The organism is Flavobacterium sp. LC2016-01, assembly GCF_009711135.1.
In the GTDB taxonomy this organism is placed as follows: domain Bacteria; phylum Bacteroidota; class Bacteroidia; order Flavobacteriales; family Flavobacteriaceae; genus Flavobacterium.
This window is the reverse complement of sequence record NZ_WMIC01000001.1, coordinates 100,342-123,334: the sequence shown is the minus strand read 5'-3', so window position 1 is coordinate 123,334 and position 22,993 is coordinate 100,342. Positions and strand designations below refer to the sequence as shown.

At 33.7% G+C, this 22,993-nt stretch carries 24 protein-coding genes; 12 read left to right on the top strand and 12 right to left on the bottom strand.

The features are described 5' to 3' along the window. The first annotated feature begins 36 nt into the window (after positions 1 to 36). The 3 genes from GKZ88_RS00580 to GKZ88_RS00570 all read left to right on the top strand — a co-directional run bounded on the left by GKZ88_RS00580 (position 37) and on the right by GKZ88_RS00570 (position 3,162). Positions 37 to 1,179 (top strand): formylglycine-generating enzyme family protein, encoded by a 1,143-nt coding sequence (locus GKZ88_RS00580; RefSeq protein WP_155100461.1) that lies wholly within the window; start codon positions 37 to 39, stop codon positions 1,177 to 1,179. A 117-nt stretch (positions 1,180 to 1,296) separates the two neighbouring features. Then, the gene (gene pepT, locus GKZ88_RS00575) at positions 1,297 to 2,574 is read left to right on the top strand and encodes a peptidase T (protein ID WP_155100460.1); all 1,278 of its coding nucleotides are present in this window, start codon (positions 1,297 to 1,299) and stop codon (positions 2,572 to 2,574) included. 27 nt (positions 2,575 to 2,601) lie between these two features. Further along, positions 2,602 to 3,162 (top strand): DUF1801 domain-containing protein, encoded by a 561-nt coding sequence (locus GKZ88_RS00570; protein WP_155101186.1) that lies wholly within the window; start codon positions 2,602 to 2,604, stop codon positions 3,160 to 3,162. Between the two features lie 355 nt (positions 3,163 to 3,517). Here GKZ88_RS00570 and yajC read toward each other — a convergent pair whose 3' ends face one another. From yajC to GKZ88_RS00555, 3 genes are all read right to left on the bottom strand, one after another. Continuing rightward, positions 3,518 to 3,793, bottom strand: a complete 276-nt coding sequence (gene yajC / locus GKZ88_RS00565; protein WP_155100459.1) for a preprotein translocase subunit YajC — start codon at positions 3,791 to 3,793, stop codon at positions 3,518 to 3,520. A gap of 96 nt (positions 3,794 to 3,889) precedes the next feature. Further along, a complete protein-coding gene (gene nusB, locus GKZ88_RS00560) occupies positions 3,890 to 4,801 on the bottom strand; it encodes a transcription antitermination factor NusB (protein ID WP_155101185.1) in 912 nt (303 codons plus the stop codon). A 277-nt stretch (positions 4,802 to 5,078) separates the two neighbouring features. Further along, positions 5,079 to 6,185, bottom strand: a complete 1,107-nt coding sequence (locus tag GKZ88_RS00555; RefSeq protein WP_155100458.1) for a Glu/Leu/Phe/Val dehydrogenase — start codon at positions 6,183 to 6,185, stop codon at positions 5,079 to 5,081. A 203-nt stretch (positions 6,186 to 6,388) separates the two neighbouring features. Here GKZ88_RS00555 and GKZ88_RS00550 point away from each other — a divergent pair, with 203 nt between their 5' ends. From GKZ88_RS00550 to GKZ88_RS00535, 4 genes are all read left to right on the top strand, one after another. Continuing rightward, positions 6,389 to 8,167, top strand: a complete 1,779-nt coding sequence (locus GKZ88_RS00550; RefSeq protein ID WP_155100457.1) for an ABC transporter ATP-binding protein — start codon at positions 6,389 to 6,391, stop codon at positions 8,165 to 8,167. A gap of 69 nt (positions 8,168 to 8,236) precedes the next feature. After that, positions 8,237 to 8,605 carry a PUR family DNA/RNA-binding protein gene (locus GKZ88_RS00545; protein ID WP_029268690.1) on the top strand — a complete coding sequence of 123 codons (369 nt, stop codon included), beginning with the start codon at positions 8,237 to 8,239 and terminating at the stop codon, positions 8,603 to 8,605. Between the two features lie 190 nt (positions 8,606 to 8,795). After that, the gene (locus tag GKZ88_RS00540; RefSeq protein ID WP_155100456.1) at positions 8,796 to 9,626 is read left to right on the top strand and encodes an alpha/beta hydrolase; all 831 of its coding nucleotides are present in this window, start codon (positions 8,796 to 8,798) and stop codon (positions 9,624 to 9,626) included. 21 nt (positions 9,627 to 9,647) lie between these two features. Continuing rightward, positions 9,648 to 10,196: an alpha/beta hydrolase gene (locus tag GKZ88_RS00535; RefSeq protein WP_155100455.1), complete on the top strand. Its 549-nt coding sequence runs from the start codon at positions 9,648 to 9,650 to the stop codon at positions 10,194 to 10,196. Between the two features lie 107 nt (positions 10,197 to 10,303). Here GKZ88_RS00535 and GKZ88_RS00530 read toward each other — a convergent pair whose 3' ends face one another. After that, positions 10,304 to 10,639, bottom strand: coding sequence for a tRNA-binding protein (locus GKZ88_RS00530; protein ID WP_155100454.1), 336 nt, complete (start codon positions 10,637 to 10,639; stop codon positions 10,304 to 10,306). 132 nt (positions 10,640 to 10,771) lie between these two features. Here GKZ88_RS00530 and GKZ88_RS00525 point away from each other — a divergent pair, with 132 nt between their 5' ends. Then, positions 10,772 to 11,665, top strand: coding sequence for an alpha/beta hydrolase (locus GKZ88_RS00525; RefSeq protein ID WP_155100453.1), 894 nt, complete (start codon positions 10,772 to 10,774; stop codon positions 11,663 to 11,665). 589 nt (positions 11,666 to 12,254) lie between these two features. Next, positions 12,255 to 12,650: a GreA/GreB family elongation factor gene (locus GKZ88_RS00520; RefSeq protein ID WP_155100452.1), complete on the top strand. Its 396-nt coding sequence runs from the start codon at positions 12,255 to 12,257 to the stop codon at positions 12,648 to 12,650. A gap of 110 nt (positions 12,651 to 12,760) precedes the next feature. Here GKZ88_RS00520 and GKZ88_RS00515 read toward each other — a convergent pair whose 3' ends face one another. The 8 genes from GKZ88_RS00515 to GKZ88_RS00480 all read right to left on the bottom strand — a co-directional run bounded on the left by GKZ88_RS00515 (position 12,761) and on the right by GKZ88_RS00480 (position 18,685). Beyond that, on the bottom strand, positions 12,761 to 13,069 hold the full coding sequence (locus tag GKZ88_RS00515; RefSeq protein ID WP_155100451.1) for a cytochrome c: 309 nt from the start codon (positions 13,067 to 13,069) through the stop codon (positions 12,761 to 12,763). 100 nt (positions 13,070 to 13,169) lie between these two features. Then, positions 13,170 to 14,102, bottom strand: a complete 933-nt coding sequence (locus GKZ88_RS00510; RefSeq protein WP_155100450.1) for a peptidylprolyl isomerase — start codon at positions 14,100 to 14,102, stop codon at positions 13,170 to 13,172. A 48-nt stretch (positions 14,103 to 14,150) separates the two neighbouring features. Further along, complete coding sequence (locus tag GKZ88_RS00505) at positions 14,151 to 15,293, bottom strand: MFS transporter (RefSeq protein ID WP_230392443.1); 1,143 nt, start codon at positions 15,291 to 15,293, stop codon at positions 14,151 to 14,153. A 204-nt stretch (positions 15,294 to 15,497) separates the two neighbouring features. Continuing rightward, on the bottom strand, positions 15,498 to 15,845 hold the full coding sequence (locus GKZ88_RS00500) for a cupin domain-containing protein (protein WP_155100448.1): 348 nt from the start codon (positions 15,843 to 15,845) through the stop codon (positions 15,498 to 15,500). After that, positions 15,838 to 16,749 carry a Zn-dependent protease gene (locus GKZ88_RS00495; protein ID WP_155100447.1) on the bottom strand — a complete coding sequence of 304 codons (912 nt, stop codon included), beginning with the start codon at positions 16,747 to 16,749 and terminating at the stop codon, positions 15,838 to 15,840. The genes GKZ88_RS00500 and GKZ88_RS00495 overlap by 8 nt, the downstream gene beginning before the upstream one ends. 14 nt (positions 16,750 to 16,763) lie before the next feature. Continuing rightward, a complete protein-coding gene (locus GKZ88_RS00490) occupies positions 16,764 to 17,636 on the bottom strand; it encodes a sugar phosphate isomerase/epimerase (RefSeq protein WP_155100446.1) in 873 nt (290 codons plus the stop codon). A gap of 61 nt (positions 17,637 to 17,697) precedes the next feature. Next, entirely contained in the window at positions 17,698 to 18,231 is a 534-nt protein-coding gene (locus tag GKZ88_RS00485; protein ID WP_155100445.1) for an NADPH-dependent FMN reductase, read from the bottom strand. A gap of 94 nt (positions 18,232 to 18,325) precedes the next feature. Continuing rightward, positions 18,326 to 18,685 carry a hypothetical protein gene (locus tag GKZ88_RS00480; RefSeq protein ID WP_155100444.1) on the bottom strand — a complete coding sequence of 120 codons (360 nt, stop codon included), beginning with the start codon at positions 18,683 to 18,685 and terminating at the stop codon, positions 18,326 to 18,328. 477 nt (positions 18,686 to 19,162) lie between these two features. Between GKZ88_RS00480 and trmD the strand changes: the two genes are divergently transcribed. From trmD to GKZ88_RS00465, 3 genes are all read left to right on the top strand, one after another. Next, on the top strand, positions 19,163 to 19,843 hold the full coding sequence (trmD, locus tag GKZ88_RS00475; protein ID WP_155100443.1) for a tRNA (guanosine(37)-N1)-methyltransferase TrmD: 681 nt from the start codon (positions 19,163 to 19,165) through the stop codon (positions 19,841 to 19,843). Positions 19,844 to 20,083: 240 nt separating this feature from the next. Then, on the top strand, positions 20,084 to 20,434 hold the full coding sequence (gene rplS / locus GKZ88_RS00470; protein WP_155100442.1) for a 50S ribosomal protein L19: 351 nt from the start codon (positions 20,084 to 20,086) through the stop codon (positions 20,432 to 20,434). A 282-nt stretch (positions 20,435 to 20,716) separates the two neighbouring features. Next, entirely contained in the window at positions 20,717 to 22,939 is a 2,223-nt protein-coding gene (locus GKZ88_RS00465) for an NADP-dependent isocitrate dehydrogenase (protein ID WP_155100441.1), read from the top strand. Positions 22,940 to 22,993: the final 54 nt, after the last annotated feature.

The following is a 22,993-nucleotide window of genomic DNA, read 5'->3' as shown; positions in this document are numbered from 1 at the left end:
CCTATTAACAACCACTACATCTTAAAAACGATTATAATGAAAAATAAAACCTATTGGATATTTGCACTGCTGACCATTTCAATTATTTCGATTGCTTCTTTTGGATACACTAAATTAGTGGTTCCAAAACAAGAAAAACCAGTCGCAATGGATTGTGCAGAAACTCCAAATACCGCTGAAGCATCAGCATTTAAGCCAACTATTGAAAACAAAAACAAACCAGCCGGAAAAGCGCCAAAAGGAATGGTATGGATTCCAGGCGGTGAATTTTCGATGGGATCAAATGTTGAAGATGAAAGTTTATGCAGTGTAAAAGGCGTTACAAAAGATGCGGCTCCTATTCATCGCGTTTATGTTGACGGATATTATATGGACCAAACAGAAGTAACAAATGAAGAATATGAAAAATTTGTAAAAGCAACCGGATATGTAACCGTTGCCGAACAAAAACCAACTAAAGAAGAGTTTCCAACAGCTAACGAAGAAGATTTAGTAACGGGATCAGTTATCTTTACTCCTACTCCTGCTGCCGTAAATTTAAACAACTTCTTACAGTGGTGGCGCTACGAACCAGGTACCGACTGGAAACATCCTGACGGACCTCAAAGCACTATTAAAGGAAAAGAGAAATATCCTGTTGTACATATTGCTTATGAAGATGCAGCAGCTTACGCAAAATGGGCCGGAAAAAGATTGCCAACCGAAGCGGAATGGGAATTTGCAGCAAGAGGTGGAAAAACCGGAAATCTTTATTCATGGGGAAATTCATTAAAACCAAATGGAAAATTTCAAGCGAATATTTATCAAGGACATTTCCCTATAAAAGATGGTGATACTGGTGAAGACGGCTTTAAAGGAATTGCGCCCACTGGACAGTTTGCTCCAAACGCATACGGATTATATGACATGGCTGGAAACGTTTGGGAATGGGTTAACGACTGGTATAGTGTCGATTACTACAAAACATTGGCCGAAAGCGGAGAAATAGCAAAAAATCCGCAAGGACCAAGCGCTTATAATGATCCAAATGATCCAACTCAGATTAAAAAAGTACATAGAGGAGGCTCTTTTTTATGTACAGACCAATATTGCACACGCTACATGGTTGGAACCCGCGGAAAAGGCGAAATTCGATCTGCCGCAAATCATCTTGGTTTTAGATGCGTCAAAAGCAAATAACAAAAAATAAAAAGAGATTTATAAATTTTATAAATCTCTTTTTTTGTCCCAAACTGCAAATAAAATTTTAAAATCATACGATTGAAAAATTTCTATATTTGCTAAAAAAACAAAAAAATGCAACATATCATAGATCGTTTTATCAGTTATGTAACAATTGACACAGAATCAGATCCAAGCTCAAAAACTACTCCAAGTACAGAAAAACAATGGAATCTTGCCAATAAACTAGTCGAAGATTTAAAAGCAATTGGACTACAGGATGTTACAATTGACGATAAAGCCTACATTATGGCAACTTTGCCAAGTAATGTAGATCATGAAGTTCCTACAATTGGATTTGTTTCTCATTTTGATACTTCGCCAGATTTCAGCGGAGCAAATGTAAAACCTCAGATTGTTGAAAATTATGACGGAAAAGACATTGTTTTAAACGCAGAAAAAAACATCATTTTATCTCCAAATTATTTTAAAGATTTGCTTCTATATAAAGGTCAGACTATCATTACAACTGACGGAACAACTTTATTAGGCGCCGATGATAAAGCCGGAATTACCGAAATTGTTTCGGCTATGGAATATCTTGTTCAGCACCCTGAAATTAAACATGGAAAAATAAGAATCGGTTTTACTCCTGATGAAGAAATTGGTCGCGGTGCACATCATTTTGATGTTGAAAAATTTGGCGCGCAATGGGCATACACTATGGACGGAAGTCAGATTGGCGAATTAGAATACGAAAATTTTAATGCGGCTGGAGCCAAAATTACTTTTAAAGGAAAAAGTGTTCATCCTGGTTATGCCAAAGGAAAAATGATCAACTCGATGTTAATTGCCAACGATTTTATTAATGAGCTTCCGAAAGGAGAAACACCACAGGAAACAAAAGGCTACGAAGGTTTTTTTCACGTGCATCATATAAAAGGAAACATTGAAGAAACGGTTTTAGAATTGATTATTCGTGATCATAACAAAATTAAATTTGAGAAGAGAAAAGATTTAATTGGTAAGATTGCCAAAAAAATCAATAAAAAATATGCGAAACAATTTGGAGAAGATATTGTAACAACTGAAGTTAAAGATCAGTATTATAATATGAAAGAAAAGGTATTGCCTGTAAAATATATTGTTGATATTGCCGAAAAAGCAATGCGCGAATTGAACATCAAACCAATCATTAAGCCTATTAGAGGCGGAACTGACGGGTCTCAATTGTCATTTATGGGTTTACCATGCCCGAATATTTTTGCCGGCGGACATAACTTTCACGGAAAATACGAATATGTTCCCGCAGAAAGCATTCAGAAAGCAACAGAAGTAATTGTAAAAATTGCTGAACTTACTGCAATACCAGGAATTTTTGATGCTCCAGAAAAACCCAAAAGAACAAAATAATTGGAAGCTAAACCAGAAAATAAAGGCATGTGGAAATACGGCGGACAGTGGGAAGAAGAATTAATCCTGCTTAAAGCTATTATTGACAAAACGGTCTTAACCGAAACCACAAAATGGGGAGGCTGTGTTTATGTTTATGACAAGAAAAACGTTGTTGGAATTGGAGGTTTTAAAGATTATTTTGCTTTGTGGTTTTTTAATGGCGTTTTCCTAAAAGATGAAAAAAACAAACTGATAAACGCACAGGAAGAAGTAACAAAATCTTTGCGCCAGTGGCGATTTACGTCCAAAGAAGAAATAAATGAGGCCGTCATTTTAGAATATATTGCGGAAGCAATTGAAAATGAAAAACAAGGAAAAGTCATAAAACCTTCAAAAAAAGAAGCGATTATTTCTGAGCTTCTTGAAAAAGAAATGGTTCAGAATCCAGCTTTAAAAGACGCTTTTCAAAAATTCTCACCTTATAAACAATATGAGTTTTTAGAATATATTGAAACCGCTAAACAGGAAAAAACGAAACTTTCAAGAATCGAAAAAGTAATTCCGATGATTTTAGCGAATGTTGGACTGAATGATAAATACAGGTAAAAATTATCTAAAAATTCCAATATTTAAAAATTCCAAATTCCAATTGCATTGTCACTCTGAGCGAAGTCGAAGAGCATACAACTATACGAGACCTTTGTCAAAGTTTTAAACTTTGACAAAGGTTTTTCGTACAGAAACATCTATCATTTTGCTAAACATAGCCTGTGGTTTCAACCACAGGGAAACGGATTGTGACCATGATTGGGCTCCCGTGGTTGAAACCACGGGCTATATTTTAAATCAATGATCTTGTCATAAATGACAATCATACACATAACTGTCCATTTTGAAACAAAAAAAATCCCAAACTCCATTGAAGAGTTTGGGACTTTTAAATTGAAAATTTTTAAAAAAATTAAGCTTTTTTATTCAAAGTAGCACTTAATTCTAAAGAAATAGCTGAACGCTCTAATTTTAATTTTCCAGACATTGTTTCGATCACAACTGTAGTTTCTGCAAGTTCAACAACTTTACCGTGAAAACCACTTTTCGTAATTATTTTATCACCTACTTTTAGGCCGCTTTCAAATTCTTTTTCGTTTTTCGCTCTTTTTTGCTGTGGTCTGATCATGAAGAAATAGATTACCACAAACATTAAAAGAAATGGCGCAAACTTAGATAATTCTCCCATAATTTAATTTTGTTTTTGATTTATATTAATATTTTCTTTGCTTTGGCTCTTCGACTTCGCTCAGAGTGACAACTCAATTTTTTTAGATTTTTAATTTTACATTAACCCTCTTCCAACTTTTACCATCTTTTTATTGGCTTCAAGTTCTTTTACAAGGTTATCTAAAATTCCGTTGATAAAAATACTGCTTTTTGGTGTAGAATACTCTTTTGCAATTTCTAAATATTCGTTAAGAGTTACTTTTACAGGAATTGAAGGGAATTTCAAAAATTCGCAGATTGCCATTTTCAAAATAATCGTATCAATTTCAGCAATCCTTTCACTGTCCCAGTTTGGCGTTTTATCGTCATATTCTTTTGCAAGAACAGATTCGTTTAAAACTGTACGTCTAAATAAATCTTTTGCAAAATCTTTATCTTCAACGTCTTTGTATAATTTTGGAACTCTAAAAGCATCTGGATCTTCCGTTTTGATTGCTTTTAATTGTTTAATGATGTGTGTGTTTACAACTGGAATATCATCAACCCAAGTTAATTTATCATCCTCAAGATATTCGTATAATTTCTCATTCGGAACAATAACATTTTCAAACAAATCAATTATAAATTGTCTGTCTTCTTCAAATGTATTCACGTTATTGCTCATGTATTTTTTATACAAATCGCTCGCTTTAATATCATTTAAAAGCAAAATGATATAATCGTCATTTAAAGACCAGTTATTGATTTTACGAGTTTCTAAAGCAATACTAAGAGAGTTGCTTTCGGCAAGAAGCTGAAAAATTTTGTTTTTCACAAACTTTTCGTTCGGGTTGCGTTCTGCTGCAGTCGCAAGGTGTTTTTTGCTTGAAAGATGTAAAAAAACAGATTCTTTTTTGCAGATTTCAATCAATGAAGAAAGCATTATAAGATATAAGTCCTGAATATTATCTATGCTGTAAAAAAGAAATTTTTCTTCTTTTTCCATATTATCAGAACCGCTTTGATGCATTGCATAAATGGATTGCATTACTTTAACGCGTATGTGTCTTCTATTTACCACCTTGTAAGAACTTTTAAAAATTAGTCTGCAAAATTAGGAATTTCAATCCTTATATTAAAATTTATTCGCAAAAAAGTCATCGTTTTAGTGGTCAGTTTTCAGAATTTAGTGGTCAGTCTGCGTTTGTAGTGGTCAGTTTTCAGTATTTAGTGATCAGTTACAATATACCTATAAAAAAAGTCTCAGTTTACAGAACAAACTGTAAACTGAGACTGAGACTATAAACTGAACACTGAACACTTAATTATTTCGCTGCGTTCTCAATTCTTCTCGCATCAATACGATTTTGAGCAATTGTAAGCGCTGCTTTATGCGTTGTCATTCCGTTTTTCACAGCATAATCGATAATTTCTAAAGTAGTGTTATAGATATTTTCGGTTTTACTCATGATTTCGGCTTTACCGTAGTTTGCTAATTCAGCATAAACATTGATGATTCCACCAGCGTTGATCAAGAAATCAGGAGCATATAAAATTCCTCTTTCCTGTAATCTTGCACCGTGTACATTTTCGTCAGCTAACTGATTATTTGCTGCACCAGCAATAACTTTAGCTTTAATTTTATCTACAGTATTATCATTTATAATTGCTCCCATCGCACATGGCGCATAAATATCAACATCAGCAGTATACAAATCTTCACCTGTATAAATTGTTGCGTTGTATTTTTGAGCAACTTCGTATAATTTTTCTTCATTGATATCAGAAATCGTTACGATTGCTCCCTCTTTAGTTAAATATTCTACTAAAGCTTCACCTACGTGCCCAATTCCCTGAACCAAAACTTTTTTGCCATCTAAAACATCAGAACCAAACTGACTTTTAGCAGCCGCTTTCATTCCTAAATAAACTCCGTAAGCTGTTACAGGAGAAGGATTTCCAGAACCACCTCTTTCTTCAGAGATTCCAGTAACATAAGGCGTTACATCTCTAACAGTGTCCATGTCTTTTGTCTCCATTCCAACATCTTCAGCAGTAATATATCTTCCGCTTAAAGAGTGAACAAATTCTCCAAACTTGCGCATTAACTCAGGTGTTTTCTGCGTTTTAGCGTCACCAATAATAACAGCTTTTCCACCGCCAATATTAAGTCCGGTAATGGCCGATTTATAAGTCATACCTCTTGAAAGGCGTAAAACATCATTTAAAGCTTCCCATTCTGTGTTGTAATTCCACATTCTGGTACCTCCCAAAGCTGGTCCCATAACCGAATTATGAATACCAATAATTGCTTTTAAACCTGTATCTTTGTCATTGCAAAATACAATTTGTTCGTGATCGTCAAAAGATAATTGACCAAAAACAGGATCCATTTTTTGAAGTTCCTTTCCAGTTGCGAAAGTTGCATCCATAGCGCTAGTATTAATTAGTTAAAATTATGAATTTGTCAAAAAGACTTCTCAAACATAATTAAAAAATACACATGTGCTAATTTTTTATCTTTAAAATAACAATTTTACAATATAATTGTTTTGATTAAAACGCAGTTTATTATAATTTTAATTAATAATAATTCATAATTTTAAATCAATTCAATATCACATTTCTTAAAAAAATGAAAGAATTAAGCTATTTAAACAAATATTTCATCAAGTATAAATTCAGTTTCTCTTTTGGAATTTTAATCACAATTATCGCACAAATTTTCTTTTTATTTACTCCAAAGCTTGTCAGCCACTCTTTTGATGTTATCGAACGCTTTCTGAAACTCTCTGAAGCAGATCAAAAATCCGCTATCATCAGAAATTTTTACCGACAAGATTTGATTGATAACGTACTGTTAATCATTGGAAGTGCGATTGTAGCTGGTTTTCTAACCTTTTTAATGCGCCAGACATTGATTGTAATGTCACGTCATATTGAATTTGATTTAAAAAATGAAGTCTTTAAACAATACGAAACGCTTTCGCAGAATTTTTACAAGCAAAACCGTACCGGAGATTTAATGAACCGTATCAGCGAGGACGTTTCAAAAGTGCGTATGTACGTTGGCCCGGCCGTTATGTACACGATTAACACTTTTATTCGTTTTGCAATCGTTATTATATATATGTATAATGTTTCGCCATTATTGACTTTATATACGATTCTTCCGTTGCCAATTCTTTCTTACTGCATCTTTAAGTTAAGTTCTGAAATCAACAAACGAAGCACCACTTTCCAGCAATATCTTTCAAAAGTTTCCAGTTTTACACAGGAAATTTTTTCTGGAATCAGAGTTATAAAAGCTTATTCGCTAGAAAATCAGCATCAAAATAATATGATTGATCTGTCAGACGAAAGCAAACGCAAAAGTTTAGATTTAGCCAAAGTTCAGTCCTTATTTGGTCCGCTTATGATTGCACTTATCGGAATCAGTAATCTGGTTGTGATTTATTTTGGAGGTATCATGTACATCAATGGCACAATTCCTACTATTGGAACAATTGCCGAATTTATTTTATACGTAAACATGCTGACATGGCCAGTAGCTTCTTTAGGCTGGGTTTCATCGATGGTTCAGGAAGCCGAAGCTTCTCAAAAACGTTTGAATGAATTTTTGAAAATTGAGCCGGAAATAAAAAACAACAATCCAAATTCATCAGAAATTCTGGGTTCAATTGCATTTGAAAATGTAAGTTACACCTATGAAGACACAAATATCGAAGCTTTAAAAAATGTAACATTCTCAGTTAAAAATGGAGAAACATTGGCCATTTTGGGTAAAACCGGTTCTGGAAAATCAACTATTTTATCTTTAATTTCCCGTTTATATGATGTTACAGATGGAAGAATTACAATTGACCAAAACGAAATCAGCACTTTAAATCTAAATGATTTGAGAAACAACATTGGAATTGTGCCTCAAGATGCCTTTTTATTTTCGGACACTATTAAAAACAACATCAAATTTGGTAATCAAAACGCTACAGATGAAGAAGTTATTGAAGCGGCAAAAAACGCTGTCGTTCATGACAATATTATCACATTTAACAAGCAATATGATACCATTTTAGGAGAAAGAGGAATCACACTTTCGGGCGGACAAAAACAGCGTGTATCAATTGCGCGCGCTATAATTAAAAATCCGGCGATTTTACTTTTCGATGATTGCCTTTCTGCGGTTGACACGGAAACTGAGGAAACCATCTTAAATAATTTGTTTGAAATTTGTAAAAATAAAACTACAATAATTGTAAGCCACCGAGTTTCATCGGCCAAGAATGCTGACAAGATTATCATTTTAGAGGATGGCAAAATAATTCAACAAGGCTCTCATAATCAATTAATAAATCAGGAAGGTTATTATTCATCGTTATATTTAAAACAACTTTCGGAAAAAGAATTACTTTAATTGTTGTGTAATAGATAATTTTTTATGATTTTTGATTACTATTAATTCCAAAAAATGATAGAACGTATTATGAGAGAAAATGACATGTTAGAAAAAGAAGAGATTTTTTCTAAAGTATTACGAGCAGGAAGAAGAACTTATTTCTTTGATGTGAGAGCTACCAAAGCTGACGATTATTACATCACGATTACCGAAAGTAAAAAATTTACTGAAGAAGATGGTTCTTTTCATTTTAAAAAACACAAAATTTACTTGTACAAAGAAGATTTTAGTGCATTTGCTGAAATACTAGAAGAAATGACTTCATACGTCTTGAACCACAAAGGCGAAGAAGTAATCTCTGAAAGACACCAAAAAGATTTTAAAAAAGAATACGGTTCTGACAAACCTGAAGGGCAAAGATCTAGTTTTACTGATATTGATTTTGACGATATTTAGTCCCAAATAGCTTTTTAAAAAAGTACGAGTCCAATTTGTCCAGCATTTTGGACTTTTTTTATATATTTATGCCAATGGTTAAACGTTAGAAGTTAAAAGTTAAACGTAAAATGACGATGTTGATTTATGATAAATGCTAAGTTTCTTCCACTTTTAACATATAACTTTTAACAAATAACTTCAAAAGAAAATGAAAAAACTAGTTCTCTTATTTGCTTTCCTTTTTATTACTGCTTCTTCATTTTCTCAAAAATTAGAATACGACACTAAATCGAATATTCAGTATTATAATGCCACAGTCAATAAATCTGACAGTTACATTAACGAAAGATGTGTTTTAGATATCTATTTTCCAAAAAACACTAAAAACTTTGCTACTATAATTTGGTTTCACGGCGGTGGATTAACTGGCGGAAGCAAAGAAATTCCAGAAGCTTTAAAAAATAAAGGGTTTGCCATTATTGGTGTTAATTACAGGCTTTCGCCGAAAGTAAAAGCAGAAAAAGCGATTGAAGATGCGGCCGCTGCAATTGCATGGGCTTTTAACAATATTTCTACTTATGGAGGTGATCCTTCGCAGATTTTCGTTTCGGGACATTCTGCTGGCGGTTATTTAGCCTTAATGACTGGACTGGATAAAAAATGGCTTCAAAAAGAAGGAATTGATGCCAATAAAATCGCTGGCCTTATTCCGTTTAGCGGGCAATGTATTACACATTTTGAAATTAGGAGAGAAAACGGAATTCCAGATACAACGCCAACAATTGATGCTTATGCGCCACTTTTTTATGTTCGTGCTGATGCTCCTCCACTTCTGCTAATTACCGGCGACCGCGAACTTGAAATGTTAGGCCGATATGAAGAAAACGCATATATGGCGCGCATGATGAAACTAAAAGGCCATAAACAAACCAAACTTTATGAATTAGACGGTTACGGTCACGGAATGACGGAACCTGGTTTTCCACTTCTTATTAATGAGATAACCCGAATTTTAAAAGAAAAACAAACACAAAAATAAACACAATAAAAATCCACGGCAATGGACACACAATTATTGATTTTACCCGGATTAGGAAATTCTGGCGACAAACACTGGCAGACCTTTTGGCATGAGAAATTTAAAAATTCTATTCGCTTAGTTCAAGACAATTGGGATGAACCGCTTCTCGAAGACTGGATTTCACGTTTAAACGAAGAAGTTGCGAAACTTGAAAACCCGACAATTTTAGTGGCGCACAGTCTGGCGGTTTCTCTAGTACTGCATTGGGCCGAAAACAATTCAAACAAAAATATTATCGGCGCATTATTGGTCGCGCCTGCTGATGTTGATTCACCTGAGCATACGCCAGATATTATCCGGAATTTTTCGCCAATGCCTCTTTATAAATTACCATTCCCATCAATAGTTGTTGCCAGCGAAAATGATCCTTATGCTTCTTTCGAAAGAAAACAATATTTCGCCGAAAAATGGGGAAGTGATTTTGTAAACGTTGGAAAGCAAGGCCACATCAACTCTGATTCTGATTTAAAGTACTGGGAAGAAGGACAGGTTATTTTGAATCAGTTGATCGCTAGTATAGAAAAGTAATTAGTGTTCAGCATACCTTCTAAAAGTGATCAGTGTTCAGGTTTTTAGTGTTCAGTTGTTTCTTCATTTTAAGACTGAACACTAAAAACCTGAACACTGAATACTAATCACCCTATTCTAAGTCCATTATCTATCTTAAAATCGGGCGCTAATAAAATAACATCTCCCTCCTCTCCTACAGCACCAAGAACTAGGCATTCACTCATGAATTTTCCGATTTGTTTCTTCGGAAAATTTACTACCGCAACAATCTGCCTATTCACTAAATCTTCTTTTTTGTAGCGTTTAGTAATTTGTGCCGATGATTTTCTGATTCCAATTTCAGAACCAAAATCTATTGTTAATTGAAATGCGGGTTTTCTTGCTTCGGGAAAATCATTTACCTCAACAATGGTTCCAATGCGCATATCAGTTCTTTCAAATTCATTCCAAGTTAAATCCATTTTGTAAGCTATCTAGTTTATTTACAAACCTATAATTTTGTAACGAATTGCACTAATTCTATAATTAGTTTTTCTGATGTCACATTTAATTTTACTAGACAGATTAATGAACTAACAGTAAAAACATATAAAATGGAAAATAGTGTAATAGCTCCTGGTATTTCTCTAAAAGATTTCGATTTTGAGGTTAATAAATCAAATAGCGATAAATATATTGAAACTGCAAAGAATGTAAAGCTTTATGTAAAAGATTATGGGAAAGGAAAACCAGTAATTTTAATTCATGGCTGGCCGCTTTCAAACGAAATGTGGGAGTATCAAATCGAATTTCTGGTTCAGAATAATTACAGGGTAATTGCTTATGACCGCCGTGGTTTTGGTAAATCATCTCAGCCTTGGGATGGTTACGATTATGATACTTTGACTGATGATTTGAGCGAAATCATTGAACAGCTGCAGTTAGAAGATGTAACTTTAGTAGGCTTTTCTATGGGTGGCGGAGAAGTAGTACGTTATTTTAGCAGACATCAGGGAAAAGGCGTTACAAAAGCAGTTTTGATTTCTTCTATAATTCCATTTTTATTAAAAACGGAAGACAATCCTGAAGGGCGCCCAAAAGAAAAAAGCGAAACAACAGCAGCTTCAATCAAAGAAGACAGAATTGGTTTTCTAGATAATTTTGGCAAAATCTTTTTTGGGGTAAATATCATCAATAAACCTCTAAGTACGCCTTTGTTGGAATATTACAGAAATTTATGTGCTGTAGCTTCGCCAAGAGCTACTTTGCAATGTGCTGAATCTTTAAATACGACCGATTTTAGAGATGAACTTCACACTATTAAAGTTCCAACTTTGATAATTCATGGAACCGATGATAAAAATGTTCCTATTGAAATCAGTTCAGAAAAAACAGCAAAAGCAATAGAAAACAATACTTTCATTGCTTATGAAGGCGCACCACATGGCTTATTTTATACCGAAAAAGACAGATTAAACAAAGATCTAGTTGAATTTTTAAATTCGTAAACAAATCTATTGATCAAATAGCTCCCGCAGATTGTGCAGATTTGGTAGATTTTTTTTAAACTTTCAAAGAAATAATCTGCACAATCTGCGGGAGTTTTTTTTAACGCATTTTTGTAAATCATTTTAATCTCGTAATCTTTGGCAAAAAAAAAAATCAAGCAGCGTAAGAATTCTTTCTTGCGCTATTTTTTTAACAGAAATTAAATGGAAGTAAACTTTCAAAAAAGTTTGTTATCTTTGTGAAACAAGCAAAAATTACTCATTGTGAGCACTCTAATACTATTTACAGTTTCGGCATTACTGTTTTCTTCTCCAAGAAAACCGCTTTCGGCTGTATTTATTTCACATAGTAAGGCCTTTATTAATTAGGCCTCCGTCTATTTCATTTCTTCTTTCAGGCGGAGGATTTACATTTTTTTTAAACTTTATTTTATTTGACAAAATCAAATTTTGGTCAGATATTTTTTTGTTTTCCCCCATTTAAGCATTTCAAAATTTCGACCTTTTTAAAGGTTCTGAAATGGCTTGCTTTATCTCTCTAAAAGAAGAAAAAATCATTCAAAAAAAACAATAATAAACTCAAACAGATATGAAACCTATCCCAACTTTCACTAAATCAGAATATCAATTTTTAAGAGAATTGATTTTAAAAAGTAAAAATTCAACAAATGCTAAAGAAGCCAATCAACTTTCACAAGAGTTGGATAGAGCGGTTATAAGCAAGGAAAGCGATTTAGATCCATCGGTTATCAGAATCAATTCTTTTGTAACCATTGAAGATGTTAACGCCAAGAAACAAATGACAATACAAATTGTTCTTCCTTCATCTGCCGATTTAAAAGAATCTAAAATTTCGATTCTCGCGCCTTTAAGCGTTGCCATCATTGGTTTTAAAGAAAATGATCAAGTCGATTGGGAATTGCCTGCCGGAATTAAAACTTTAAAAATCATTGCAGTTAATAATGCTGAAGTACCTACTTCATAAACTTTTAAACACCTCATTTATGTGAAGGTGTTTTTTTATATCTGTCTGAAAAAAAAAACTATTCAATACAATTACTGAATAGTTTTTTTTATGATTTTTTCAAATGCAAATTACAACTGCGAATGAATATAGTTTGTTATTGAAGCCATATTAGTATCGTCCAGTTTTGCTTTTTTCTGCATACGGACTAAGATTGGCTGCCATTCTTCTTTCGTAAATTTTGTAGGCTCATATAACTTATGACATCTTGCACAACTGTTTTCATATAAGCTTTTCCCTGCAGCAAGTTCAGGAGTTAATTCCTTTGCTTTTGCAGTTTCAGTTACTGCAGGCGCAGCTGGAGCTGCTGGCGCTTTTTTTGTACCGCAAGAAGCTAATAGCAACACTGCTGCGGTTAAAACTAAAATTTTTGATTTCATTGCTTTGGTTTGTTTTTATTTTAAGTAAATATAAAAAAATCCCATATGCCGCAGCATATGGGATTACTATTTAAAACAATACTAAATTGTTTTTGTATTCTTATTTAACGTCCATTAATTCAACGTCAAAAATCAAAGTTGCGTTTGGTGGGATAACTCCTCCAGCACCTGATGGTCCGTAACCTAAATCAGAAGGAATTACAAAACGAGCTTTGTCTCCAACTTGCAATAAAGCGATACCTTCATCCCATCCTTCTATAACCTGACCAACTCCTAATTTAAATTCGATTGGTTTTTTTCTTGGGTAAGAAGAATCAAAAACTTTTCCGTTTTCTAAAGAACCTTCATAGTGAACCGAAACTGTTTTTCCTGCTTCAGCTCTTTTGCCTTCACCTTTTTGAATCATTTTGTAACGTAAACCGCTTTCTGTTTTATCAAAACCAGCAGCTAATTGTTCCATTTTTGCTTCAGATTCTGCTTTTAAAGCTGCTTCACGTTTTAGACGAGCACCTTTTAAACCAATAAAAGCCTCAATAGCATTAAATTTTTGAGCTTCCTCACCCACTCTGATAATTTCTAAAGTTTCAAGAGCATCACCTTGAGCAACAGCATCAACAACATCTTGTCCTTCAACAACATATCCAAAAACACTGTGTTTTCCGTCTAACCAAGGAGTTGGAACGTGAGTAATGAAAAATTGAGAACCATTGCTTCCAGGTCCTGAATTTGCCATAGATAAAACGCCTGGACGATCGTGTTTTAAAGTTGGGTGAAATTCATCATCAAATTTATATCCAGGATCTCCAGTTCCAGTTCCTTTTGGACATCCTCCCTGAATCATAAAATCAGCAATTACTCTGTGAAAGTTCAATCCATCATAGAATTTTTGTCCTTGAGGTTTCACTTTATTTTCCATATTTCCTTCTGCAAGAGCTACAAAGTTTCCTACAGTTCCTGGTGTCAAATCGTGTGTCAATTTTACTAAAATCGAACCTTTGCTAGTATTGAATTTAGCGTATATTCCGTTTTCCATTGTTGTATTTTTTTTTATTCGAATGCAAATTTACAAATTAATTGTTTATCAATTTGTCTTTCTATTTTTAGATTTATAAGTAAGTCCGTAAACAATAAATGCCAATGCTGATAAGCCAACACATCCAAGAGCAACTGCATGCCACCCGCCCAGTTTCCAAAGCAACAATCCGTATGCAGATCCAGCAGCAGTTCCTAAAAAACTAAACGACATAAATACCGTATTTAATCTGTTTCTTGCTTCTGGCAATAACGAGTAAACTCTGGTTTGATTTGAAATATGAACGCCCTGAATTCCTATATCAATAAATACAATCCCAATCGCAATTCCGATTACGCTTTCTATCGAAAAATAAAAAATCAGAAAGCTTATTAAGATTAATAAACAGCCATAACCAACTGCAATTCTCGAATTTCCTTTGTCGCCAATTTTACCAACCAAAGGCGCCGCCAAAGCTCCAGAAGCCCCTACAATTCCGAATAAACCAATTGTGGCACTGTTAAAATGAAACGGTTCGCCTGAAAGCAATAAAACCATTGTTGTCCAGAAAGCGCCAAATTGAGCAAAACTGAAAACATTGATTGCTGTGGCTTCACGCAAAACCGGCTGTGTTTTTATAAGTGTAAATAAAGATTGAATCAATTGCCCGTAAGTTCCTTGAAACTGAGGTTTATTAACTGGGAATTTATTTTGGATTACAAAAAAGATCAAAAGACAAATTCCAGCGGCGATATAAAACATCGATCTCCAGCCTAAAACTTGGCCTATAAGTCCGCTTAAAGTTCTGGAAAGCAAAATCCCGACCAATAAACCGCTCATAATTGTTCCAATAACTTTTCCTCGCTGTTCTGGCGTACTTAATGACGCTGCCAAAGGCAAAATAAGCTGTGGCACGATCGACGTGATTCCGATCAGTAAAGAAGCGATTTGCAAAATAAAAAAACTTTTGGCTGTTGCAGCAATCAAGAGCGCGATTACAGAAGCAAAAGTGGTGATCAAAATTTGCTTTTTACGTTCTAATTTGTCACCAAGCGGTACCATAAAAAAAAGACCAATCGCATAACCTGCCTGCGTCAGGTACGTTATTGTTCCGGCGCTGGCTTCGGGAATTTTAAATTCGTTGGCAATTAAAACAATCAAAGGCTGGCAGTAATAAAGATTTGCAACTATAAGACCAGTGCAAACTGCCATAAACAAGACATTGGTTTTAGATAAATTCATGGTGCAAAAATACCATCAATATTTAATCTAAACTTATAATTTAAGTTATTTTTTTAATAAAATCTGGGTGTTCGCGATAGCTAATCTACGTCATCAGTGTTCTAAAAATTGACGCTGATTAAACGGATTCGCTATCGCGAAAACATCGATATCAATTGATTCCCTTTATTTCGTTTATTTTAAAAAATCCTCGCGAACAGGGCTGAAAACATCGGTAAGCATTCCGCTTTCAAGACAAACAACGCCATGAACAGCATGAGGCGGAATATAAAAACTATCGCCTTCTTTTAATGTCTGTGTTACACCGCTGATCGTTACATCAAATTTTCCGCTTGCAATATAAGTCACCTGCGAATGGTAATGATCGTGTAAAACGCCAATACCGCCTTTTTCAAAATGAACATTTACAAGCATAATTTTATCATCAAAGGCAAGTATTTTGCGTTTGATTCCTTCTCCTACTACTTCCCACTCTATATCATCACCTTTTATAAATTCTTTGCTCGTTGCCATTTTATTCATTTTTAATTTTTTCAATATCTTTTTTCATTAATGCTAATCCTTCTGCCAAGTTATTTTCTTTAAAATACTTTTCCAATTCTTTCAGTCTTTTTACATTATCGTATTTGAATCCAGTATTTATTTTTCTTTGGCAGAGCGAACACAGTCTAAGGGAATGTTTATCTGTTTCAGACAAACTATTAGTGCCATTCATAGTGCAATCAGCCTCAATACAGTGATGCAGTCCAAACATATGTCCAATTTCGTGCGAACAAATTTTAAGTAATCGTTCTAAACACAAACTAAAATCGGCTCCTTCCATTTTTTTGTCATACAGCCTGTGAATCGAACTTACTGCAATTTTATCTCTATAAGATGCAAGTCCAAAAACATAATTCCATTCCGGCTTTGGATACAAATCCTTTTCTGTTATCGCCATTAATGCGATTCCTTTTTCATGTTTTTCTTTCTTTAAAATGCTGTCTAAAATATATCCTGCCAAAAATTGTTCTTGACCAAGATCTCCTTTTCTTCGAACATTTTTTGGAATAATATCATTTGAAACATCTTTCAAAACCTTTGTCTTCAACTGAAAAAATATTTCTAAATATTGACGAACCAGCTCAATTTGTTTGACTTGCAGTGGGTCGAATTTTCCTATTGGCTGCAAATAAATAATATCTTCTTCTTTTGTTGGTACAACATGTTTTGTATTCATAAATTGCTCAAAACTCTGGCCTTTTTCCTTATGAGAATCTAACCAGTCACCAAAAACCGGCGTACCAAGCTTTATATCATTAACTTGAATTTCTGCAAAATATGGATTTGGAGGTAAATTTAATTCCGGATTTACTCCTGAATTTTCTTTTTTATTTGATTGACACGAATAAAGAATCACTAATATCAGCAAAAGGACTTTCTTCATAAAATACCAATAAATTAAATTAGATTTTTCGCAATAAAATCGCTGCTGGTTTTGATTGATTCAAAAGCATTTGGCACATAATTATTTTCCTGTTCTACAAAAAAATGAATCATTCCAGATTGTTTTGCTGCTGCAAATAAAGGCTTAAAATCAATTAACCCCGAACCAATTTCAGTATTAAGCGCTTGATTTGCCTTATCCATATCTTTTATATGCCACATTTTAAATCGGCCTGGATTTTCATTAAACAATTTTAAAGAATCGTTTCCTGATCTTGCAACCCAGTATAAATCCAATTCAAAATAAACTAAATCTTTATCCGTTTCCTTCAGCAAGATTTCATAACCTGTAACACCATCATGTTTTTGAAATTCAAAATCGTGATTATGATACGCTAATTTCAAACCGGCTTTTTTACACATTTTAGCAGCTTCATTTAAACGCAAAGCAATCGTTTTATAATTGTCAATACTTTTTCTAAAATGCTCATCAACCCATGGAACGGTCAGAAATTCATTTTTCAAAACTTTTGCAGCTTCAATTGCAGCAATAAGTTCCGCCGTATTTCCATCGTATAAATAACTTCCTAAATTATAATGACCGCTCACTGCTTTTAAATCATTATCATCCAAAATCTTTTTCAACTCTTTTGGCGATAATCCCCAAAACTGATCTTTTATAGAAAACCCGTATGTCTCGACTGTTGTATAACCCGCTTTTGCTACTTTTTCTAAAGTTGATTTTACATCTTTTGGAAGTTCATCGCGCAGTGTATACAACTGTAAACCTATTTCTTTTTTGTTCATAGTAAAAGCTAATGATGGCAGGGCCAAAACTGCAGTAGTTGCTAAGCCCGTATTTATAATAAAGTTTCTTCTTGTTATCATTTTAATCTTAAAAAATCTAAAAGTAAAACTAATCTTTTTATTGAAACGCTGCACAAATCAATCAAAATTGATTTTCAAAATTATTGACAAAATTGGCAAGTGCCTTTTCTGTATCAGGATTTGTGATTTTTCCTTCGTCATTAATTTTTCCGCGAATCCCTTGTATCAATAATGTTGAAGCGCTGTCGAATTCAGCTTCAAGTGTTTTCATAATAAGTAAAAGCTGTTCGTGCGCCATTTCGCCAGAAGCCGAAGCGGTAATAAGACCAGTCTTTTTTCCTGAGAAAATAGTAGTCGAAACACACCATTCTAAAGCATTCTTTAAACTTCCCGGCAAACTGAAAACATATTCTGGCGTACAAATCAAAATACCATCTGCCTGAGCAATTTTATTTCTGAAATCAATTACATTTTCAGGTGCATTTTCTTTATCCAAGTCGGGATTAAAATGTGGCAATTGATCTAGTTTTTCAAAAATTTCAAACTCAAATTCTGGTTTTATATTTTCTGAAATATGTTTTAGTATTTTAAAATTACTGGCATTTTTTCTGGTACTGCCATTTATTGCGAAGATTTTTATTTTTTGAGAAGACATTTCTAATTCACACTATTTTTAAATTCAACCTTTAAAAATAATATTTTATTTATTAACCTAAATAAAATCTTTCACACGAAATTATCCTTCGAAATCACTTCACAGTCAACAAATTCATCCCCGCTAATTTATCAGAATCAATAGATTGTGGTGGGTAATTTTGTTTTTCATTTCTAAAAGAAACTATTTTCCCTGCTTTGTTTACGTAGATATAAATATAATTCCAATATAACGGGCCGGCCATTCTTGAATCATGGTCTTTATCTTTTTCATACACTTGATCTGCATAAACAAGTATTTCGCCATCTGTTGTGTTATCAAATGTCCTTATTGGTGTTCCCCAGCTTTTTATTAGATTTTGTTTTGATTTACCAACCCATTTATCCCCTGAGTTTTTCGAACTTGAACATGCACATAAGAATAGTACAGTAATCAAAAGAATGATATTTTTCATAGGTTCATATTTTTAAGATTTGGTGCTAATTACTTTTGTAATGTTAGTTAAATTTACTAATTAAAACTTTACATAACTACTGTTCAATGTTATATAATTATTACCTACAATATTGACATACAACACCTTAATACAACAACAACAATTACTTGAATCTCTATTTAGTATCTAAAATAAAATCCAATTTATTTTTAATACTTTTTTTGCAATTCAATGATATAATATTGTCTTTTTCTTGACTTGTCCTCAATAGTATTTTAAAATAAAACTTGAAAACAAATTAATTTGAAAATTTTTTACTACAAAAATAAAGAATTAAAATTTTAAAAGTAAGTTAAATAGTACAATATTAATAATTTATTTATATGTGAAATATTTTTTTAGCAGATTCGATTATATTTTACACTACATCATAAATCCAATAAATCTCAGATATTAACTTTGTATCTTTGCATTCAAAACTTTTGAAAGAGCAAAATGCGAATTGACATTATCACACTTTTACCTGAATTATTAAGAAGCCCATTTGAAGCTTCGATTATGAAACGTGCCATTGACAAAGGTTTAGTCGATGTACATTTTCACAATCTTCGTGACTATAGCACTAACAGACAAAAAAGCGTTGACGATTATCCGTTTGGAGGAGGTGCAGGAATGGTGATGACGATTCAGCCAATTGACGACTGTATCACACATTTAAAGAGTCAGCGTAATTATGATGAAATCATTTATATGTCGCCTGACGGAGAAACACTGAATCAAAAAATGGCCAACAAAATGTCGATGTATGAAAACATCATTATTTTATGCGGACATTATAAAGGTGTTGACCAAAGAGTTAGAGATCATTTTATTACTAAAGAAATTTCGATTGGCGATTATGTTTTATCTGGCGGAGAATTAGGCGCTATCGTTTTATCTGACGCTTTAATTAGATTGATTCCCGGTGTTTTAAGCGATGAAACTTCGGCTCTGACCGACAGTTTTCAGGATAATTTACTTTCTGGACCTATATATACAAGACCTGCAGATTATAAAGGATGGAAAGTTCCAGAAGTTTTAACCAGCGGTCATTTTGCCAAAATTGACAAATGGCGCGAAGATATGGCGTTTGAACATACTAAAAATAGACGTCCGGATTTATTGGAAGGACATTAAAAAATTAGTTTCAGGTTTCAGGTTATTTTTGTTTCAGACCAAAACTCTACACAACAACAACTTGAAACTTGAAACCTGAAACAAAATAAACGATAACTACCATTTTATCAACAACTTAAAATAATTTACAATTTATAATTCATAATTTATAATTATTTTTTACATTTGCACCCGAATTAGACTAACCTCTGGCGAAATGCGTGAATGTTGCTCTATTAAAACTATAATAATAAAATTATCATGGCAGATTTATTAAAATTCGTTCAAAACGAATTCGTTGCTAAAAAAGATTTCCCTGAGTTTGGAGCTGGAGATACTATCACAGTTTTCTACGAAATTAAAGAGGGTGAAAAAACAAGAACTCAGTTTTTTAAAGGAGTTGTTATTCAAAGAAGAGGTTCTGGTAACACAGAAACTTTTACTATCCGTAAAATGTCAGGTGCTATTGGAGTTGAGCGTATCTTCCCAGTAAACTTGCCAGCTTTGCAAAAAATCGAAATCAATAAGAAAGGTGCTGTACGTAGAGCTAGAATTTTCTACTTCAGACAACTTACTGGTAAAAAAGCTAAGATTAGAGATAAAAGAAGATAATCATTTATCCATCTGTTATAAAAAACTCGTTTCATACTATTTGAAACGAGTTTTTTTTATGGCTTATTTTTAACCAATATCAAAACCGTAATTTTTTAATATCAAAATCACCAATTTGACAATTTAAAGACGACGAAATAACAATCTGATAATTCCTGTATTTCTCTGGAAAACTACACCGTTTTCGGACTGTTTTTATTATATTTGCTCCGCTCATTTTGAGCCGACTATACTTTTCATATCGTCATCTTTTGACGACACGCTTATAAAAAAAAAAAAAAAATGACACAGAATTCAAAAATTTTTTACACCTTAACTGATGAGGCGCCATTATTAGCGACTTATTCTTTGTTACCAATTGTGCAGGCGTTTACATCTACAGCAGGTATCGCTATTGAAACCAGAGACATCTCTTTAGCAGGAAGAATTTTATCAAACTTTCCTGAATCATTAACAGATGCTCAAAAAACAGGAGATGCTTTATCTGAACTTGGCCAACTAGCTACAAAACCTGAAGCTAACATCATAAAATTGCCAAACGTTTCTGCATCTGTACCGCAATTAAAAGCAGCTATTGCTGAATTACAATCTCACGGATACAACATTCCTAATTTCCCAGAAGATCCTCAAACGGATGCTGAAAAAGAAATTAAAGCAAAATATGCAAAAGTTTTAGGTTCTGCTGTAAACCCAGTTTTACGTGAAGGAAACTCTGATCGTAGAGCTCCAAGAGCTGTTAAAAACTTTGCAAAAGCAAATCCGCATTCAATGGGTGCTTGGTCTGCTGACTCAAAAACTAAAGTGGCTTCTATGCCAAACGGTGATTTCTACGGAAGTGAACAATCACTTACTGTTGCTGAAGCTAATGATGTAAAAATTGAATTCGTTGCTAAAGATGGCTCTACAACTATTCTTAAAGCAAGTACGCCGTTAAAAGCTGGCGAAATTATTGACAGCTCTGTTTTAAGCGTAAAAAAATTAAAAACTTTTGCAGCTGAAGCAATCGCTGAAGCAAAAAAAGAAGGTGTATTGCTTTCTGTACACTTAAAAGCTACAATGATGAAAGTGTCAGATCCAATTATCTTTGGCGCTATCGTTGAAGTATATTTTGCTGATCTTTTCAAAAAATATGAAGCTTTATTTGCTGAATTAAACATTGATACTAGAAATGGTTTAGGTGATATCTATTCTAAAATTGCTGGAAGACCTGAACAGGCTGAAGTTGAAGCTGACATTACGAAAGCGATCGAAAACGGACCAGCTCTTGCAATGGTTAATTCTGATAAAGGAATTACAAACTTACATGTACCTTCTGATGTTATTGTTGATGCTTCTATGCCGGCAATGATCCGTACTTCTGGACAGATGTACAATAAAGAAGGAAAACAACAAGATACAATCGCAGTTATTCCAGACCGTTCTTACGCAGGACTTTATACTGCAACTATTGACTTCTGTAAAAAACACGGTGCTTTTGATCCTAAAACAATGGGAAGTGTTCCAAATGTTGGATTAATGGCTCAAAAAGCAGAAGAATACGGATCTCACGACAAAACTTTCCAAATGAAAGCGGACGGAGTTGTTCGTGTTGTAGATGCAAATGGAAATGTTTTAATGGAACAAAACGTTGAAACAAATGATATTTTCAGAATGTGTCAGGCAAAAGACGCTCCTATTCAGGACTGGGTTAAACTAGCTGTAAACAGAGCTCGTTTATCTAGCACGCCTGCTGTTTTCTGGTTAGACGAAAACAGAGCGCATGACAGAGAATTGATCTTAAAAGTTCAAAAATATCTTAAAGACTACGATACTACAAACTTAGATATCCGTATTTTAAACCCAATCGCTGCAACTGAATTTACTTTAGACAGAATCATTAAAGGTTTAGATACTATCTCGGTTACAGGAAACGTTTTACGTGATTATTTAACAGATTTATTTCCAATTTTAGAACTTGGAACTTCTGCAAAAATGTTATCTATCGTTCCATTAATGAATGGTGGTGGATTGTTCGAAACTGGTGCTGGAGGATCTGCTCCTAAACACGTTGAGCAATTTACTGAAGAAGGATATTTACGTTGGGATTCATTAGGAGAATTTTTAGCTCTTGGTGCTTCATTAGAGCATTTAGGACAAACTTTAGACAATTCTAAAGCGATTGTTTTATCTGAAACTTTAGATCAGGCAAACGATAAATTCTTAGCAAATGATAAATCTCCAGCCCGTAAAGTTGGTCAGATTGACAACCGTGGATCTCACTTTTATTTAGCATTCTACTGGGCTCAGGCTTTAGCTGCTCAAAATAAAGATGCTGAATTAAAAGCAATCTTCACTCCAATCGCAGCTGAATTTGAAGCTAACGAAGCTAAAATTGATGCCGAATTAATAGGTGCACAAGGAAAACCTCAGACTCTTGGCGGTTACTACCAGCCAACTCCTGAATTAGTAAGCAAAGCAATGCGTCCTAGTGAAACATTCAATGCAATTATTGCTAAAATCAAATAATACCAGAGCATAACTAAATGTGCTGCTGCAGATAAATAAAAAAAGACAACCCTA